Genomic DNA, 18,971 nt, shown 5'->3' with positions numbered 1-18,971 from the left:
GAATATCTCTGCCCATGCTATTAATATCGTAAAACTAATCCATTAAACTTTTTGATTTTATCGCTTTTTTAGACAACTCTTTGGCAAAATCAGCGATATCTGATTCAAACGCTTCAACACTTTGTCGAATTTCATCCAATTGAACAGTCTGCATCTGACGCTGTTCCATGACCACTTTGCCATTTACAATCGTTGTATCTACATTACTTGGATTGGCTTGATAAACCAATGTCGCGTATGGATCATAACTTGGCATCATATTCGCTGATTGAGTCTCAATAATAATGATGTCTGCTTTCTTTCCAACTTCTAAAGAACCAATTTCATCTTCCATGTGCAATGCTTTTGCACCACCAATGGTAGCCATCTCAATCACTTGCTCTGGGATCATAATGGTTCTATCTGAGTGCTTTAAACGCTGCATATTTGCGGCATAACTTAAGGTTCGCCATAAATCCACTTGGTTTGAGCTCATCGGCCCATCAGTGCCTAAACCAATTCGCATATCGGCACGAAACATATCCCAAGCAGGAGCAATACCTGTTGCACCTTTCGCATTCGCCATTGGGTTGTAAACCACACCGGCACCTGCTTGTTTTAATAGCTCTTGATCATGTTGAGATAAATGAATGCCATGAGCAATCACCATGCGCTTATCAAGTACACCAATCTCATCTAGATATTCAACTGGAGAGGTAGCTTTGGTTGGATCTTTAATTCTTGTCTCTTCATTTGGAAATTCAGCCACATGGATTAAAACCGGCACATCATACTCTTCTGAAAGCTGATTAATCTCTTGAAGCTTTTCTTTACTTACCGTGTACACAGCATGAGGCGCATAAGCTGGCGTGATTAATGGATCATTTTGATATTCTTCAATAAATGACTTGGCATATTGAATACCACCGTACGGTTGTTTTGCATCCACCACTGGGAATTTAATAACGGTTTCACCAAGTACGGCTCTTAATCCAACTTCTTTGGTTGCTTTAGCCATTTCATCCATGTGGTAATACATATCGGCATAAGTGGTAACACCGCTTTGCGCTAAATCGATAGCGCCGAGCTTAGTGGCATTATAAATTAGTTCACGACTTAACTTTTGCGCTTCTAATGGAAAGAAATAGGCAAATAATCGATTAGAAATGCCTTCTTCGCCTAAACCACGAAATGCAATCATAGGAAGGTGGTTGTGAGCGTTAATCATTCCCGGCATTACAATACCGTCATTCGCATCAATATTTTTTGGCGCATAATATTGTTCCAGTAATGTCGCATCACCTACTGCAATAATTTTATCGTTTTTAACCACCACGACACCATCATCAATCACTTGCATATCGGCATTTACGGTTAACACTTGTCCGTTATTAATGATCAAATCTGCATTATATTCTTGCTGCTTCATCATCGTTCCACAGCCAGATAACAATACGGCGCTAATACTCAATACCAAGCTTTTAAGCTTCATTCCTAAACCTTAATCATGCCCCCATAGATAAAAAAAAGAAGCATTGGGGAAAATGCTTCTTTCTTTGGTTAATTTAATTGATAAATATAATGATTACGAGACGATTCTTCCTATCAAACAATAATATTGTGGGATAGGTCTCTCTATTTACTACTCTTTTACTTGAGAACGGCGCTTTTGAATTTGAGCCATCACAAATTTAATCATTATTGGGAATAAGCCAAGTAAGGCTAGAGAACCTAAAATTTGTGGTGAAATTAATCCTGACAGCGAGGTTATTTCTGACAATTGCGTACCTGCGTTTAGATAGACCATCGTCCCGGGAAGCATACCTAGCTGACTAAATAAATAAAAACGACCTACCGATATTTTGGTTAATCCCATTAATAGATTAATTAAGAAGAATGGAAATACAGGGATCAATCGTAATGTCAGCAGATAAAACGCGCCATCCTTTTCTACACCTTGATTAATAGGAACCAGCTTATCTTTAAACTTACTGTCTACCCACTCTCTTAATAGGTAGCGGCTACTTAGAAATGCAATCGTTGCCCCAATACTACTCGCGAAAGAAACGAGTAAGAGGCTCCACCAAAAACCAAACAACGCAGCACCTAGTAAGGTGACTACCGCAGCACCTGGAATAGATAAGGCAGTAACCACCACATAAGCAGCAAAATAAGCCCCACTATAAAAGAACAGGTTTTCTTGAATGTCGCTTTGGAGTGACTGATGAAAGCCTTTAATTTGTTCAAGCGTCAGAAGGTGCCCAAAATTAAAATACACGACAGAAAATGAAACCAGTAAAACCGCTAATAAGATCAGTTTTTTATTCATAATTAACTCCCTGCTTTCACGTCAGTATTCATTGTTTTAGTCAAATTATCAAAACCACCAACATACTTACCATCTATCCAGATCTGAGGTACAGTTACTGGCGTTTTCTCACCAATAATTGCTTTTACTTCTGGGATCATTCTATATAGTGCAGCACTGTCTTTGACCACATCATGATAAGTATACTCAACGCCAGCGGCATCAAGTGCGGCTTTAGCTTTTATACAAAATGGGCACGTTGCTTTACCAAATACAACATTTCCTTTTATATCATCACGCTTGGCCACTTGAGCAATAACAGCCTGAACAAGAACCCCACGATTTAAGGCTTCCCCTTCGCTGATCACTTTATCTTCAACAATAATAATTGGCGCGTGCCATGCTTTGAGCTTTAAAGGCTCCCACCAGTGGGATAACCAATCTTTAACCTCAAGCTCAATAGGAATGCCAGCAAGCTCTGTCTCAAAAGTATCTTGAAGAATGTCTTTAGTTAAAGTGCATTCCCCACAAGGGATGTTTACTTTGAACGGGCCCCAACTGCCTGCCCAGCGATATAATGTGATTTTTATTGGTTTCATTGTGACTTCCCCTATCAGCAAACTGACTTATTAAAATTAAACTGAACCGTTTAGTTTAATTTAGTTGAATTTCAATTTAAGTCAACCTTTATGATTTATTTATGTTGCAATATATAAGTATATGCTAAGAAAAATATTGCGCTGTAAGGAACGCTTCTTATTTTAATAAGAGTTACAAATAATTAGAGAGTTCAATTAAATTACCGTCAGGATCTCGTAAATAGACTGAGATTATCTTGCCTAGCGCTCCTGTTCGTTGAATTGGACCATCAATGATAGCCACGCCTTGTGACTCAATATGGCTTTGAACTTCATTAATGGGCGTATGAGTGATAAAGCAGAGATCAGCACTGCCGCTTTGAACCTGTGCCGCCTTGGGTTCAAACTCATTTCCTAATTGATGAAGGTTTATCTTTTGCTCACCAAAAGTAAGGGCGACCCTGCCCTCACCAAAGGTGACAATATCCATTCCGAGCACCTTTGAATAAAATTGGCTCGTTACTTCAATATTTTTAACGGTTAATACAAGATGATCTACACGCATAACTCTCATGATTCATTCCCTATGAAACAAAAGCGTAAAACACTATTCAGATTTAGAGATAATACCTAAAAACATTTGATGAGCTAATTCGATAAGCTCTGCATCTTTTGTTAGCTGTAACGATGCCAACAACCCGTTATAAACTAGCCCTGCTTTTTTGGCTTTTAGCTCTGCATCTTCAATATCGTGCCTTTTAAACAGCTCAATCAATAGCTCTTGAGTCCGTTGTTTATACTGCGCGCTTACCTCAGTAATGCCTTGGTCTTCACTGCTGTATTCACTGTACGCTAGTTGAAAATAACAGCCATTAAATGATTCGATATCAATACACCCTGCAAGACCTTCAAAGCGGAGCGCTATTTTTTCTTCTAATGTTAGATCTGTATTTTCAAACAAAGCTTGAACGTGAGAAAGAGACTGTTGACTAAACAACTCTAATGCGTTAGCAATTAAATTCTCTTTAGACTGAAAATACTTATAAATGGTCGCTTTAGATAACCCTGTCGCAGCGGTGATTTTATCCATGCTCGTACCATGAAAACCATGTATTGCGCACAGTTCTATTGTCTTTTTAAGTGCGTTTACTCTTTTTTCTTCTTTCATACATCACTCTCCATTAATGCTGTAATTTTAGCAAAATAAACCGTTTAGTTCAAAAATTGATTGACAGTATCAAAATAAACGCTAAATTAAACTAAACAGTTTAGTTTAATTATCAGGAGATAAAAATGAATACTCAAACTTGTAAAGCCATCTCAGCAGAAACGTCATTAGGTTATAAAATTGGTGTCTTTGGTGTCGTACTTACCCTACTTTGGATAGGTATTTTTAAATTTACCCCAACAGAAGCAGCAGCTATCGAGCCATTAGTTGCAAACCACCCTTTAATGGGCTGGATATACGGATTTATGTCAGTACAAATGGTATCGAATATCATTGGATTGACTGAAATTGCGATTGCAATAGGACTTATCGCAGGCTTTTTTAACCCTAAAATTGGTTACTATTCAGGGATCCTTGCCTTACTCACATTTATTGCGACACTTAGCTTTTTAGCAACAACACCGAATACATGGAAAGTCGTTGATGGTGTATTAACAACCAACTTCTTTTTACTTAAAGACATTGTGTTTATCTCTGTATCACTACTGGTGATTGAACATAATAAAAAACACGCATAATAAATAAAAACAGCCTGCTCAATTCTCATTAAGCAGGCTATTATTTTTGATGTTAAACAGAGATCACAATAAAACTGAGTAAGCTCTACTTAATACCAATCCAATCATATATATTTATGAATGCTTAGGAATTGCTCTTGGTTTACCGCTTGAATCAATTGCTACATAGTTAAATGTTGCTTCACAGACTTGAAAACGATGACTAACTTCGTCTTCTTTAATTGGTTTAACCCACACCTCTAAATCAATCGACATAGACGTTCGTCCAATTTTGGTACATTCACCATAGCAACAAACCACATCACCAACACTTACTGGCTTTTTAAATGTAATGCTAGACACTGACACTGTCACAATACGCCCACCTGATATTTCTTGTGCTAAAATTGCACCAGCTAAATCAAGCTGAGACATAATCCAGCCACCAAAAATATCACCATTAGCATTAGTATCTGCTGGCATAGAAAGAGTTCGAAGAAGAAGCTGTCCTTTAGGTGCTTGACCAGTATTTAATTCAGTTCTCAAAATGATTCCCCATATAAAATAATTCTGTGAACCATATCACACATAGAGCTTATCGTCAGGGCTATTGGCTTCAATCTCACGTCTTTTTATAAAACAAACAATACGATGCTCATTCAATAGCGCTTAGCAAAGACGCATAATTTGATGATCCTAACATCTTTACCGAAAAACCCGCGCTACACTCCTGTTCCATTTTAATCACCTTGAGTTGCAATCATGGCGACAATCAGTGACGTAGCAAAGTTAGCTGGCGTATCGACCGCTACTGTATCTCGTGTTATCAATAACTCGGCTTATGTTGAGCCTGTGACTCTTGAGCGAGTACAAAGCGCCATTCGAGAACTTAATTACCAACGAGATGCGAGAGCCAGCGCCTTAGCTAAAAAGACAAATAACACCCTTGGTCTACTCACCGGCAACCTAGCAGATCCTTTCTTTGCCCTAATAGCCAAACACGTAGAAGAAGTGGCACGTAAGCATAAATGCCAATTAGTCGTGGTAAGCGGAGGCCATGATGCACAGCGAGAAAAAGAAGGGTTGGATTTTTTGATCAGCCAAGGATGCGAAGCCATGGTGGTTCACGCCAAGATGCTAGATGATGCCACCCTACTTAGATACAGTGCCCAATTACCTTCTATGGTATTGCTCAATCGTACCATTCCACAAATATCCAACCGCTCTGTCTATATTGATAATAGAGCCGGTGCTAAAGAATCGGTGGTTCACTTAATTGAGCAAGGTCATCGCAAGATCGCCTGTGTCACCAGTGATCTTCCTATTGAAGACAGAACAGAGCGACTTAACGGTTATCGCGATGCGATGAAAGAAGCCAATATCACCATTGAGCCTAACTGGATAATAAATCAGAACTTTAGTGAACAAGGCGGAGAACTGGCAGGTGAACAATTATTATCTCAATGCCCTGAGATCACCGCGGTGGTTACCTTTAACGATGTAATGGCCGCAGGTTTAATGGCAAATTTACATGAAAACAATATCCGCGTACCTGACGATATTTCTATTATTGGGTTTGACGATGTTTTATTGGCTCGATATCTCTATCCACGCTTAACCACCATGCACAACCCTATTGATGAAATGTCTAGCTATGCTGCTGATTTAGCATTAAAAATAAAAAACACAGGTTATATTCCACCACAAAAACATTGCTTTAATGCCACCTTAGTTCAGCGCCAGACTGTTGCACCTTATTCAACAAAGCAAGCCCTAAAAGTGTGATGAACATCTTAGGTAACAACCCCATGTAAGCGCTTACATGAGTGCGTTACCTATCTCTCATATTCCAATTAATAGAACTCTTATTATGACCTCATAAAAACAAAACAACCCTACATCTGTTTACGAGGAATACAAAATGACACAATCAAAGCCTCTTCCATCCTTTGCATTAGCAATAGCACCTATCGCTGTAATGTTTGGTTTACTGGCAATTGGATATGGCCTATTTGGTCTACAAATTGAAGCACTACTACTTACTTCAGCAACCTTCACTGGTTTTATTGCATATAAAATGGGATACAACTGGGATGAGATAATGAACGCCATTGTTGAGAAACTGGCGAAAGCAATGCCGGTTATCTTAATTTTAGTATCGGTTGGTGGCCTAATCGCAAGTTGGATGGTCAGTGGCACCATTCCTTACATGGTGTATTGGGGTTTAAAAGTTATTAGTCCTCAATATATCTTGATCGCTGCTTTCTTTGTTACCAGTGTGGTTTCTGTGTGTACAGGTACATCATGGGGCTCAGCAGGTACGGTCGGTGTTGCTCTAATGGGCGTAGCCGCAGGTCTTGATGTATCAATGGCAGCTGCCGCTGGTGCGGTGGTTTCTGGTGCTTACTTTGGTGATAAAATCTCTCCTCTTTCTGATTCAACAAACTTTGCACCTATCGTTTCTGGCACCACATTGTATGAACACATCCAACACATGCTTTATACAACACTACCGGGATTTGTTATTGCTTCTGTTGTCTTCTTCTTTGCTGGCCAATACGGCGATGTTGCAAATGTAAGCGAACCTCAAAAAGTACTCGACATACTTGCAGGATTAGAAAGCCTATATAACCTTAATATTCTATTAATTGTGCCACCAATCATGATCTTATGGGGTGCATTTACTAAGAAACCAGTACTTCCATTAATGCTTGCGGCTTCTGCTCTTGCCCTACTTATCGGTGTATTTTTACAAGGCTTCAGCCTACAACAAGCACTGCAAGCGTTTGTTAATGGCTTTAATATCGATATGCTAAACGCAAATGGCCACACTACTGACGGCTTAGTTCCTGACATTGCAAAACTGCTTAACCGTGGTGGCCTATTCTCTATGATGAGCACCATTCTTCTTGTATTTTGTGCCTTCGCTTTCGCGGGTATTTTAAGCCTAACAGGTGCTCTAAATGTAGTATTAGGTCGCTTTTTACATCTAATCCACAGCACTGGTCAGTTAATTCTATCAACCGTGATTGCTACAATTACAGTGGTCTTCACAACCTCTGATGGCAAACTTGCCCTATTAATCCCAGGTGAATTGTTCCAAAACGCTTATCGCAAAATGGGATTAGATACAAAAAATCTATCTCGAACGATTGAAGATGCTGGCACCATTATCGAACCATTAGTTCCTTGGACTGCAGCAGGTATTTACATGGCAAGCACACTAGGCGTAGCAACGCTTGATTACCTTCCATGGGCAATTCAATGTTACACCGGCGTGATTTTCGCCATCATTTATGGTTTCACTGGCTTTGGTATTGCAAAAGCGCCAGTAACTCAAGACAACGATTCTCTATCTCCAGTTGACGTAAAATAAGGCTATCTCATGACAACTTCTTTTGACTGCATTCACAACCGTTGCAACACCGGCTCATTAAAATGGGATTTCATGAAAGAAAAACTCGGATTAGATGGTACAGACCGACTACCTATGTGGGTGTCTGATTATGACTTTCAAGCGCCACCACACGTATTAGAAGCGCTTCATAATCGCATTGACCATGGCATTTTTGGTTATGCAGAACGTAATGATGACTATTACCAAGCGATCATCACTTGGTATCAAGAGCAACATCACATTCAAATTGAAAAAGAGTGGATAACTACAGTACACGGCGTATTACCAGGGCTTTCAATGGCAATCCAATTGCTGACTGAAACCAATGATAAAGTGGTAATGCAAACACCGGGTTATGGCTCGTTTCGTAAAATCGTTGAATTTAATGACCGAGTATTAGTTGAAAACCCATTACTTGAACAGCAAGGAACTTACTCACTCGATCTTGTTCACTTAGAATCTTGTTTTCAGCAAGGCGCTAAAGTGATGATCTTCTGTAACCCTCACAACCCTGTTGGTAAAGCATGGTCAAAAGAAGAGATAACCGCTGTAGCAGAGCTATGTCATCAATATGATGTGTGGCTGCTTAGTGATGAGATCTGGGGCGATCTTGCAATGGGAGATAACATTTACCATTCAGCATTGTCATTACCAGATGCACTGAAACAAAAACTGATTGTAGCTACCGCGGCAAGCAAAACATTTGGTTTATCTTCAGTGCGTATTTCCAATTTCATGATCCCAAATCAAGAATTAAAAACACGTTTAGTTCGCCGTTTAGATGCTCATGGTATGGATGTTTATAATAGCTTAGCAATGTGTGCAGCAACCGCCGCTTATCAAACTTCAGCACCTTGGTTAAATGAACTGAAAACATACTTACAAGAGAATATAAGCACCCTATCACGCTTTATTCAAACCGAGCTGCCAGAGCTGAACTTTACAACCCCAGAAGCGGGCTATTTAGCATGGGTAGATTGTCGTGCTCTTGGGTTAACAGATAAAGAATTAGAACTGAAATTAGTTGAAGCCGGAATAGTCCCAAGCATGGGGATCGCTTTTGGTAGTGAAGGATCTGGCTTTATTCGTTTAAACCTAGGTTGCCCTCGTGAAGTGTTAGTTCAAGCCATGCAGAGAATTAAAGTAGCGCTAAGTAACTAATCGGCTTTAGATAACTTACAAGTTAGTTTAAACAAAATACCCGGTGAACTTCATCGGGTATATTTTTAGCTATTAATTACAAATAAAAACTATCCACGCAGATTATGCCTCACTTGGCTAAAGCGATAGAAAACCAAAGACAGAAGCAATAAACCACAGCCAACCAGTTTATTTAACGGCATTGATTCATCATATATCCAAACACTAAGTAGCATTGTCCAGATAGGCTCAAGTAGCATTAGGATGGCTGCATTAGTCGGTGTTACCCATTTCTGCCCTACCGTTTGCAATAAATAGCGCAGACTCGTTGCAAGCACCACACTTAATACGACCCACTTCCACGTAATTAGGCTCACCTCTTGTGGCCATGTTTCTAATAAAAGTGATAACACGACACCCAAGCAACCAACCGTAAATAGTTGTAATGTCGTTAATAAAATCGTCGGTAAACTGGCCGAATACTTACTGTTAAAATTAAAATGTGTCGCAAGACCTATTGCTGCACAGATAAACCATATTTGACTTGCCGATACATTCCACCCGTCATTCCATGCTAATAAGAACAGGCCAGAAATAGCAATTGGCAACGCAAACCAAAATGCTCTTGGAGGCCTATTACCAAACAGTGGCCAAGCAAGTAAAGGAACAAATAGCATAGAGAGGCTCATAATAAATGCCCCTTCACCTAAAGTGTCGCTGATTGATATTGCATGTATCCAACAAAATAAGGCTGAAGAAAGTAATACGCCAACTCCCATAGAACGAAGACAATCTTGCCATAATGCTTTTTTCAAGGCACTAAAACAAAATGGCAATAAACACAGTGAGGCCATAACAAAACGAATGCCAATAAAAGCAAACGGAGGTAGCTCTTGGATTGCCTCTTTTGAGAAAACCCATCCAGCCCCAGCCAAAAGAGTGGTGATAATTAAAACAGGCTCAGCACGAAGTTTAGTTAGCATAAAGACACTTAATTGTGATGAAGACAGAAAATGGTGGGTATTTTAATACGCATCAAGCGAGACATACAGATTTATAAACTAATTTATCATTTAGTCGTAATAAAAAAAGAGCATATTGAAATTATCAACGTGCTCTTTAATATATTATTAGCCCACAAGCGTTACGCTGTCACTAAAGCCTTATTATTTATGCCCTTCTGCCGTGATCTTTATAACCTCTACCACCACATTACTTGCCGCCTTTAATGAGTTAACTGGCAAATATTCATATATAGAATGGAAATTGTGCGCCCCAGTAAATATGTTCGGACATGGCAATCCTTTCTGTGACAATACTGCACCATCATAGCCACCACGCATAGGCACCGCCTTCATCGTAATGCCATTTCTCTCATACGCTTCTTTAGCGATAGTAATAGGAAAGCTTGCATCCCCCTCCAAACTGTTTGCTACATTCTCATAGCGATCACTTAGGTTGATAGAGATACTTGACTCACCCCATAACTTCGCAAAGCTGTCTGACAGATTTTGTAAAAATGTCATGCGATCACGATAACCATCTTTATAGAAATCGCGCACATCCATTTTTAGTACCGTTTTAGCACTGTTGCCAGATAACTCTTTCACCCAATAATAGCCTTCACGACCTTCAGTATATTGAGGCGCTTCACCACCAGGAACCATACTAATGAATTGATGAGCCATTAATAACGAGTTCTTTAGCTTCCCTTTTGCAGACATTGGATGTGCAGATTGCCCAGTAAACGTAATGATTGCATCACCTGCATTCCAGTTTTCATGAACAAACTCACCAATGCCACAACAATCAAGCGTGTAACCAAAATCAGCACCGAAGCTTTCTACATCAAACGCTTTAGCCCCTCGTAAGCCTTGCTCTTCATCAGGAACAAAAGCGACTTTGACCGTTCCATGAGGAATATCAGGATTCGCCTTTAACACTTGCAGTGCATTCATGATTGCAGCAATCGCGGCTTTATCATCAGCACCTAATAAACTTGTTCCATCCGTTACAATAATATCATCGCCAATGTAATCCACTAATTCAGGAAACTCAGTCTCTTTTAAGAAGATATTTGATCCTGCATTCAAACAGATATCACCGCCTTGATAATTCACAATGTGTGCTTTTGTATCATTGCTTTGCTCTGCACTCGTATCTAAATGCGCAAAGAAAGAAACCGTAGGAATAGGTTTTGAATCTTCGCTTGTTTCTATATTCGCAGGCAATGTCGCCGTCAATATTGCAGTATCACGTAGAACAACGTCTTCCATTCCTAAAGCAGTCAGTTCTTTTGCTAATAATTGAGCAAGAACCATTTGACCATCAGAAGAAGGCATAATGCCCGCCGCGCCTTTCTCTCTGCTCGTTGTTGTATTAATGCGTGTGTAACTTAAAAAACGTTCAATAATATCCATGGGTAACTCCAATGCTTTATTCATTCTCAATAAATATTCGATAACATACGATGTGTTCAACTATCACACTAAAATCTGTGAACAAATTAGTACGGTAATCAAACCACCCGTCATTGGGATAATGGTTCGTTTAGCTAACTCAATTGGTGATACGTTTGCCACACCCGCACACGCAATAACCACACCTGCAACTGGAGAAGCTGAACGCATTAAACCTGCTGCTAGTTGCATAGGAAGCGCAACATGAGCTGCCGCCGTACCAACTTGAGCAGCCACATCTGGTGCTAAGTTTGAGAAGCTAAAGAATGATGCGTTACCAGAGCCAGATAACATGGTGACAAGAACAATAATAACCACAAGAACAAGAACCATGGCTAAATACCCTAGTCCCATGTTTGATGCAGAGTCGAGTAATAAAGCAATAAAACCAATCGTAGTTAAACCGGTAACAAATACTTGTGCCGAGATAATTAAACTTACCACGCCAGTAAATACGTTACCCATGCCTTCTAAATATACCTTTAAAGAAGCTGCTACTTCTTTGCCATCACGGGTATAAAGATAATCACACACCATTGCGATAAACAGAGAGATAAACATCGCTGTCACTACATCCATACGAACCGATGTCACCGCAAATTTACTGAAGGTTAATAGAAGCAATAATGGCAATACAGGTAAAATTGCGAACCACTTAGGCGCTTTACGTTGCTCTTTTGCATCAAGATTGAACTCATGAGTCACGCCTTTCTCTTCGTCTTTTTTATCAAAGTAACGCTGACAAACATAATGCAGAGTAGCAATCACTGCCATTGCTGCCATCGCAACTGGAAGTTGGTAACTTGCAAAATACGTCGCGACATCAATACCAGACACTTCAGCCGCTTTGTTTGCTGCAGAAGACGCAGGACCTAAATCTAAACAACCAGTCGTAGCGACCACCGCAGCCGCTGCTGCAGGGTTACAACCAACACCAACAAGCACTGGATACATAGCGATAAGTAGTAACAGAGCTAACCCTGTAGCACTTGGAATAAAGATATTGATTAATTGACCAATAATGTAGGCAAATGCCAACACTAAATATGGGTTTTTAATATAAGAAAGCGGTTTAGTCGCAATTTGCACCATCGCATTTGCCGCACCAATGTGACCCATGTATTTAGAGAAGCCACCAACCGCCATGATGATAAGACCTAGCTTCGCAAGGGTTGATGATGAAATAACTTTTATGACTTCAAAAAAATCAACAATGATCGACCCTGTTGGTGTGCCACCTTTAGGTAAAAAATCGGTCGTTCCATTAAGAACACCCAAACCTATCATTAATAAACCAGACAGAAATAATACCGCCTGAGTATTGTATTTTTTTATAATAAAATACCCGACACCACATATTATTGGTAACGCTAGAAAAGTAATCATAACAAACCTCATTATATTATAAATATAGAATAGAGATGCTCATTAAATAAATAAGCATAAATTAAAAGTGCAACAATTCCCTGCCAGTAAATAACAGCAGTTATATTTTCATTTCATTACATTGAATCTTTATTTAGTAAAAATACTAAACTCGTCAAATAACCCTTCGATACGCTGAAATCGATCGTTTTTTTCTTTTTGTTTCGATAAGCCTTTAATAAATGCCTCAATTAATGCAAACCCTGAGGCTCTATTATTAAAGAAGCCATCACTTGCACTCTCGACAGAAAACTGGATATCACAATAAGCCACAAAAGGGTTTACAGGCTGATCAGTCACTAAAATAATTCTTCCGCCAAATTGATGGAACCATTTAACTAAACGTATCGTTATGGTTGAAAATCGATGATAAGAAATAGCAAATAAAATATCGTCTTTACTCACATCTACCAATTGATGCGGTAATGTTGAAATATCGGCTTTTAGCCACACCACATCCTTACGTAAGTACCTTGCTAGTAAGTAAAAATAATTTGCTAGCGCCTCTGATGACGCACTACCAATAACGTATAACTTCCCTTTCGGATCTTGCATATATTCAATAGCACGATCAAAGTCAGGCTCAGAGATCATCTCGAAGGTTCTCGTCATATTAGACATGACTTCATCATAATGATTTTTTAGTACATTATTTTTATTATCAGTAGGTTGAAGCGTTTCATAGCGCTCTACTGGTGTCGTCAGTGTTAATGCTAAATCATCAGCAACGTGCTTTTTAAACTCTAAAAAACCGCTAAAACCTAAATGCTGTAGAAAACGTCCTAATGTCGCCTTCCCTACGCCTATTTGCTTACAGAGCTCATCAATCTTGGCAAATGGCAACATGGTGTAATGCTTCATAAAATACTGAATAATGCGCTTTTCTGCCTCGGTTAGCGCCCCCAATCCATTTACTGCATTAATGAAGTCTTTTTTATCCATGGGGATTATTTCCCAAATATGTAATCTATGGGACATATTTCCACCAATGGCATGATACTTTCAAGGGAATTAAATTTTCCCATACTTAAATTGTGACAAACACACACAAAAAGTAAGGAATTAACATCTTGTTAAAATAAGCACTATAAATAACAACAATTAGATATGCTGAATTTTATCCAAAAAAAAGACCACTAGATTTAGTGATCTTTTACCATACTTATAATTACTATCTAAAATAGATAAATATTAATCTATTTTACGGGGAATTATTTACTTACAGACTTATTCCCAAATAAATTAAGGTCGTTAATATAACTCTGCATTGTTGACCAATCTTGTCTCACACGATCAACTCCACCTCGATTTCTAGATGCTGTCCCTAGCCCCCCAGGATGAGATTGAGCAAAAATCCATACATTATATTCAGCATTAAAAACGATATTTATCGGTTGGTTAATCGCATCATTCAGATTCTTTACCGATTTAATACCATTATCTTTGATATATCCTTCATCAATACTTGCAGCTAACAATGCATTGTAAGTAGATAGACCAAAAGCAATAACACACTTTGGTTGAATAATATAAATTTCAGGCAGCGTATATATTTTTGCTGTTTTTTTAAGCTCTATGATTGGCAATCGACTCGCCATCTTACCTTGCTTCACAAAAGGAAACTGATTGGTTCCATACGTCTCATCTAAGGATATAGAAAAATACTCATTGAGCCGTTTCTCTAAATTTCGACTAGTCGGTAAGCTTGGCTCTAATCCGTGTTTTTCTAAGTTATGGTTAAAAGGTTGAGACAGATAATCATCAGAACACCAATCTTGCAATACAACCATAACCTTAGCATCCAAGTTGCCCGCTGATTTACTATAAGGTGACACAAAATCACAATCGTATGCCCCGTTATAGTAATCAGAAATACTTTTAAACCCTTTAGGTGTGTGCTCCCTTCTTCTCTTTGCTAGCTCTGACAATTGCTGCATTTTAACCATTTGCATTAGGTTAATTTTTCTCTTTAGCTAAAGAGTTAATTCTGTATAAATTAATACCTACACAAATTAAATTCATAAAAAATATTGGCCATGCTTGAATCACAACCCCATAGAATACGTAAATACTGCACCCTACTAAATTCACATAGCGTAATTTTTTAATATCCTTCATTAGTAGAGAACCAATGATTAGAACTGATGCTAAGTAACCTAAAATTGTCATTGTCATGCTGTTTACCCTTCACTAAATAACCGAGAAAAAAGAGTATCTCTTGAGGCTATTCATAACAATATCAATGAAAGGCAAAGCTGTTTTGCAAAAAATGCAACGGCCGATTTATAGTTATCCAACTTAGATTGCACATAAAAAAAGACCACTACATTAAATATAGTGGTCTTTATAATCATTCACTCTTAATGACGAATGTAATTACTTAATATTAAGCACATCGCCGATAAGCAAACGTTTAGGGTTCTCGATTTGAGGATTTAATTGAAGTAAATCATCTAATGCGATCCCATGCTCTTTTGCGATGCTGTATAACGTATCATCTTGTTTGATTGTGTAATACATAACCGCTTCATCAGCTTCTTGCTGTGCTTGAGCTTTTAATTCACCCTGCGCCGCATCTAGCTTACGAACCGTTTGGTAAAGTTCACTGTCTGTATCTTTCTGCTTTTGAAGCTCAGATTCTAATGTACCGACTTGTGTTTCTAACGTGCTAACTTTTGACTCTAATGCACTCATTTGTTCTGTCTGATTCTTTTGCTGGGCAATAAGCTCATCATTTGAAGCACAACCAGTAAGAACTAATGAAGACATTAGTGACGCTAGCAGAATTATATTTTTTTTCTGTTTCATACTTTTCTCTCTACTTCATCTACTTGCCAAATAACTTCGACTATTGTCATAAAAATAAGATGTATGCACAAGTAATAAATAGCTTTATTGGTTGTTTGGTGACAGTTTAATTAGAACATCGTCAATCTTAGTTAATTTCCTACCTAGTGGCTCAGAGTTTAAAAATACAATGAATAAAGATAATTTAGGCCTGTAAGCCAGAAATTACAGGGGAAAAAAGTTACCGCATTGTCATCACTTCTATTAATTAAAAATTTAAAGTACTCAGTCAAGTAGCTTAGCGATACATTCCCCTAACTTTAGTCCAAGCAAAGGAGGAACAGCATTGCCTACCTGTGTATATTGAGGAACTTCAAACTTACGCATTTTCCCCCCCGTCGTTATTTTGGACCTAAAAATAAAGTTATCTGGAAATGATTGAATGCGCGCCATTTCTCGAACAGTAAGCACACGAAGTTCATGTTCGTCATAATGACAAGCATCATCAGGTATAGACAATGCAGCGGGAGCAGGAGCATTTGCTATTAATGCTTTTTGGGTCTGTTTTTTTGTAGGATGCGCTAGAAGATAATCAATAAACTCCTTTTTATTATTGAATGACTGCAGTTCACCATTTTTTTGTAAGTAATTATACTCTCTACATGCGGACCACACTTCATCAGACAATTCAGTAGCATCCCCTTTCAAGACACTAAAAACAGCTTTAGTAATAGAGCGTTTACCAATATTCTGTAATATTTGATAAAGTCTAAATCGACGCTGTACTACTTCACCATTATTTCGAAAATCATGATTTGATAAGGTGTTACGTTGAAGTAAGAAGTCAAACGTTGTATTTAAATTTAATATAAACTCTGAAGGCAAGGTTGGATGATTCTGCTTAAGATCATCTAAAGCTTCAAGAACAGTCACTTCTTCTCCATTAACAAGCCCAGCTAAAAAAGATTCTTCAAATAAACTACGCTGCCCAGACTTAGTTGCATCAAAATAGTCTAAATGGCCAAATGGTAGCTCATCACCATGCACTTGAACTAAATGGTAAAACTCCAAGGAAGGAGAAAACATACGAGATTCTACACCATTAATATCAAAGCTTTTTGCTATATTATTATAGTGATCTAATCTAACCGCAATCATTATAAAGCGCGGTCTGTTCTGTGCGACTCCAACTAAGCGAGCATTAACATGTAAACAAAGTGGTACATAACCAATTGAAGCAAACACTTTCGCCACTTCATACCAAGCATGAAAACTGTTCCCTTCTTCATCCTTAAAAGCACGTAAAATACCCGTTACATTTTCAAGCATCGCTATTTTAGGTTGAGTATGCTGAACAAATTTAGCGAACTCCCATGGCAGTGTATTTTTTTCACAATCACGTTGACGTAATCCTGCCATACTAAAACTTTGACAGGGTGGCCCTCCTGAAACTAAATCGAGACCACGTTCAGATCCAAAAGAGGTTCTTAACTTCTCTACTAATTCATTATTTTCATCCAGAAATCGGTTTAACTCAATGATACTACCAACAACCAACTTTCCTTGTAATTCATTAGTTTGGGCAGGAATGTCACTATAACCTTCATCATCAAATGCAGGGAATGTGAATGGGTTTTCACGTAGCCTTGATTGTAATTCAGCCAAATTACTATTCAACCACAATGTATGCTCTGCCTGCTGTCTTTCTCGAGCCAACTCCTCTAAATTTTCATTAAAAAAATTGTATGCAAATGATTCTGCAGCCATAGGCGAAAGCTCATTTGCCAGTGTAAGATTAAAACCGCTTTGCTTTAAACCTAAAGAAAGACCACCACAGCCTGAAAATAACTCAATATGATTCACTAAAGACCCCATAAATATGATTTAATCTCGCAATTCTATTCAAACAAAAAGAAAAAGTTCAGGGTTAATTTACTCATATCAAATTACACTACAATATAAACCATACTTAACAATGACTTATTAAAAAATAAATCATTGCATACAAAGCATCACCCTGCCAATTTATCCGAATTAATTAACAATTATCCTAATTATTACCTACAATCGTATACAACTCTGAAAAACAAAAAAAAATCGGGCGTTATTGTCTAGTATAGCACCCGATTGAATTCTACTTATGACTAGAATAATAAATGCTGCCCCGCCATTATTAATAGCTGAAGCCAGCACTTCAAGAAATACTGATACAGTACTCAGTAAAAGCTAGAGCTTAAAATAGTTTCCGGTCTGTAGCATTGTTACTATTTCATTACCTATATCTTTATGCCACCCATTAGAGTAGCAACTATGACTCGTAGAAAAATTACTTTGAATAATATTAAAGATATTCGATGCAATACCGGTTTTCGAAGGTAAGCCCCAATAGTTACCACCTGATAGATTTTTGACTCGCATCACAGAGGTTGAAGTTGGTTTAATTTTTTCTGGGTTAACTGTCGGTACGGTAACAAATGAATATGTGAACTTTTTAAATTTCGTATGACTAAAGCCATGACTTCCGACGGTTGCATTAGATGAGAATCCACTCGAAGCATAGATCAGGTCCCATAACATTGGAATCTGTGCATTATCATTCCAATTAGTTTTACATTGAATTACACCTAGCTCTGTCTCTATAAATCTCGACTCGATAACAAAATTTAAAAGTTCCATTAACTCACTATGAGTTCCCGAGAAATCTGCTGACAAGCTAGGATCAGCAGGAAAAGTAATAGCTAAAAGATCGCTCTCAGTGTTAGAAGTAAAGTTACCATAATTAACACTGATAGCATGAGATATGCTAGGCGGAATATTGGCTTTTTTAGATTTTATAACTACAGTGTTGCTTCCCAGCAAACAAAGGTTAATGTACCAACAAACTAAAGACTCCCATGCAGCCCCTCCGCCTGACACATCGGACTGGCTTCGTCCTGTAGAAGATGATCTAAATATATTGTACAACTCATTCCCGATTGTCTGTAATTCCCTTGCTGACAATGATTTACCTTTCGCTATAGCTTGAAAGCTAGGTTGCCAAGCAGGCCAGACTTTCTTCATCGTCGCTAACATAAGTAGCTCTGTTACCACTACCTTTCTCAATTGTTCTACCGCATTCATTTTATATTCCTTAACTAGACAACACGAACGCCCGTGTGTTTTTCTCGAAACAT

General features: G+C 38.3%; 19 protein-coding genes. 4 read left to right on the top strand and 15 right to left on the bottom strand.

All coding sequences use genetic code 11. The features are described 5' to 3' along the window. Nucleotides 1-34: 34 nt before the first annotated feature. The 5 genes from AC2INI_RS06525 to AC2INI_RS06505 all read right to left on the bottom strand — a co-directional run bounded on the left by AC2INI_RS06525 (nt 35) and on the right by AC2INI_RS06505 (nt 4,033). Nucleotides 35-1,471, bottom strand: a complete 1,437-nt coding sequence (locus AC2INI_RS06525; protein WP_486305646.1) for an amidohydrolase — start codon at nt 1,469-1,471, stop codon at nt 35-37. A gap of 150 nt (nt 1,472-1,621) precedes the next feature. Next, nucleotides 1,622-2,308, bottom strand: a complete 687-nt coding sequence (locus AC2INI_RS06520) for a TVP38/TMEM64 family protein (RefSeq protein ID WP_122034850.1) — start codon at nt 2,306-2,308, stop codon at nt 1,622-1,624. Between the two features lie 2 nt (nt 2,309-2,310). After that, nucleotides 2,311-2,886, bottom strand: coding sequence for a glutaredoxin family protein (locus AC2INI_RS06515; RefSeq protein ID WP_122034852.1), 576 nt, complete (start codon nt 2,884-2,886; stop codon nt 2,311-2,313). Between the two features lie 172 nt (nt 2,887-3,058). Then, complete coding sequence (locus AC2INI_RS06510; protein WP_122034854.1) at nt 3,059-3,439, bottom strand: VOC family protein; 381 nt, start codon at nt 3,437-3,439, stop codon at nt 3,059-3,061. Nucleotides 3,440-3,472: 33 nt separating this feature from the next. Next, nucleotides 3,473-4,033, bottom strand: a complete 561-nt coding sequence (locus AC2INI_RS06505) for a TetR family transcriptional regulator (RefSeq protein ID WP_486305645.1) — start codon at nt 4,031-4,033, stop codon at nt 3,473-3,475. Between the two features lie 125 nt (nt 4,034-4,158). Between AC2INI_RS06505 and AC2INI_RS06500 the strand changes: the two genes are divergently transcribed. Continuing rightward, complete coding sequence (locus tag AC2INI_RS06500; RefSeq protein ID WP_486305644.1) at nt 4,159-4,611, top strand: DUF417 family protein; 453 nt, start codon at nt 4,159-4,161, stop codon at nt 4,609-4,611. Between the two features lie 114 nt (nt 4,612-4,725). On the opposite strand, the gene yciA is transcribed toward AC2INI_RS06500, so the two are convergent. Next, nucleotides 4,726-5,136, bottom strand: coding sequence for an acyl-CoA thioester hydrolase YciA (gene yciA, locus AC2INI_RS06495; RefSeq protein WP_486305643.1), 411 nt, complete (start codon nt 5,134-5,136; stop codon nt 4,726-4,728). Nucleotides 5,137-5,352: 216 nt separating this feature from the next. Here yciA and AC2INI_RS06490 point away from each other — a divergent pair, with 216 nt between their 5' ends. From AC2INI_RS06490 to AC2INI_RS06480, 3 genes are all read left to right on the top strand, one after another. After that, nucleotides 5,353-6,375: a LacI family DNA-binding transcriptional regulator gene (locus AC2INI_RS06490; protein ID WP_486305642.1), complete on the top strand. Its 1,023-nt coding sequence runs from the start codon at nt 5,353-5,355 to the stop codon at nt 6,373-6,375. Between the two features lie 136 nt (nt 6,376-6,511). Continuing rightward, a complete protein-coding gene (nhaC, locus tag AC2INI_RS06485; protein WP_486305641.1) occupies nt 6,512-7,966 on the top strand; it encodes a Na+/H+ antiporter NhaC in 1,455 nt (484 codons plus the stop codon). A gap of 9 nt (nt 7,967-7,975) precedes the next feature. After that, nucleotides 7,976-9,148, top strand: a complete 1,173-nt coding sequence (locus AC2INI_RS06480; protein WP_486305640.1) for a MalY/PatB family protein — start codon at nt 7,976-7,978, stop codon at nt 9,146-9,148. Between the two features lie 89 nt (nt 9,149-9,237). On the opposite strand, the gene AC2INI_RS06475 is transcribed toward AC2INI_RS06480, so the two are convergent. The 9 genes from AC2INI_RS06475 to AC2INI_RS06435 all read right to left on the bottom strand — a co-directional run bounded on the left by AC2INI_RS06475 (nt 9,238) and on the right by AC2INI_RS06435 (nt 18,918). Further along, nucleotides 9,238-10,110 (bottom strand): DMT family transporter, encoded by an 873-nt coding sequence (locus tag AC2INI_RS06475; RefSeq protein ID WP_122034868.1) that lies wholly within the window; start codon nt 10,108-10,110, stop codon nt 9,238-9,240. A gap of 183 nt (nt 10,111-10,293) precedes the next feature. Beyond that, the gene (gene pepT, locus AC2INI_RS06470) at nt 10,294-11,547 is read right to left on the bottom strand and encodes a peptidase T (protein WP_486305639.1); all 1,254 of its coding nucleotides are present in this window, start codon (nt 11,545-11,547) and stop codon (nt 10,294-10,296) included. 63 nt (nt 11,548-11,610) lie between these two features. Then, nucleotides 11,611-12,972 carry a C4-dicarboxylate transporter DcuC gene (dcuC, locus tag AC2INI_RS06465; RefSeq protein WP_486305638.1) on the bottom strand — a complete coding sequence of 454 codons (1,362 nt, stop codon included), beginning with the start codon at nt 12,970-12,972 and terminating at the stop codon, nt 11,611-11,613. A 129-nt stretch (nt 12,973-13,101) separates the two neighbouring features. After that, nucleotides 13,102-13,953, bottom strand: coding sequence for a MurR/RpiR family transcriptional regulator (locus AC2INI_RS06460; RefSeq protein ID WP_486305637.1), 852 nt, complete (start codon nt 13,951-13,953; stop codon nt 13,102-13,104). A gap of 269 nt (nt 13,954-14,222) precedes the next feature. Next, entirely contained in the window at nt 14,223-14,963 is a 741-nt protein-coding gene (locus AC2INI_RS06455; protein ID WP_486305636.1) for a hypothetical protein, read from the bottom strand. Nucleotides 14,964-14,967: 4 nt separating this feature from the next. Further along, complete coding sequence (locus tag AC2INI_RS06450) at nt 14,968-15,186, bottom strand: uroporphyrinogen decarboxylase (RefSeq protein ID WP_486305635.1); 219 nt, start codon at nt 15,184-15,186, stop codon at nt 14,968-14,970. Between the two features lie 201 nt (nt 15,187-15,387). Beyond that, entirely contained in the window at nt 15,388-15,819 is a 432-nt protein-coding gene (locus AC2INI_RS06445; protein WP_122034880.1) for a LysM peptidoglycan-binding domain-containing protein, read from the bottom strand. Nucleotides 15,820-16,083: 264 nt separating this feature from the next. After that, entirely contained in the window at nt 16,084-17,661 is a 1,578-nt protein-coding gene (locus AC2INI_RS06440; RefSeq protein WP_486305634.1) for a DNA cytosine methyltransferase, read from the bottom strand. 363 nt (nt 17,662-18,024) lie between these two features. Further along, nucleotides 18,025-18,918, bottom strand: a complete 894-nt coding sequence (locus tag AC2INI_RS06435; protein ID WP_486305633.1) for a hypothetical protein — start codon at nt 18,916-18,918, stop codon at nt 18,025-18,027. Between the last annotated feature and the right edge of the window lie 53 nt (nt 18,919-18,971).

This window comes from Aliivibrio friggae (assembly GCF_057368515.1).
The sequence above is the reverse complement of the archived record's forward strand: the minus strand, read 5'-3'. Positions and strand labels throughout refer to the sequence as shown.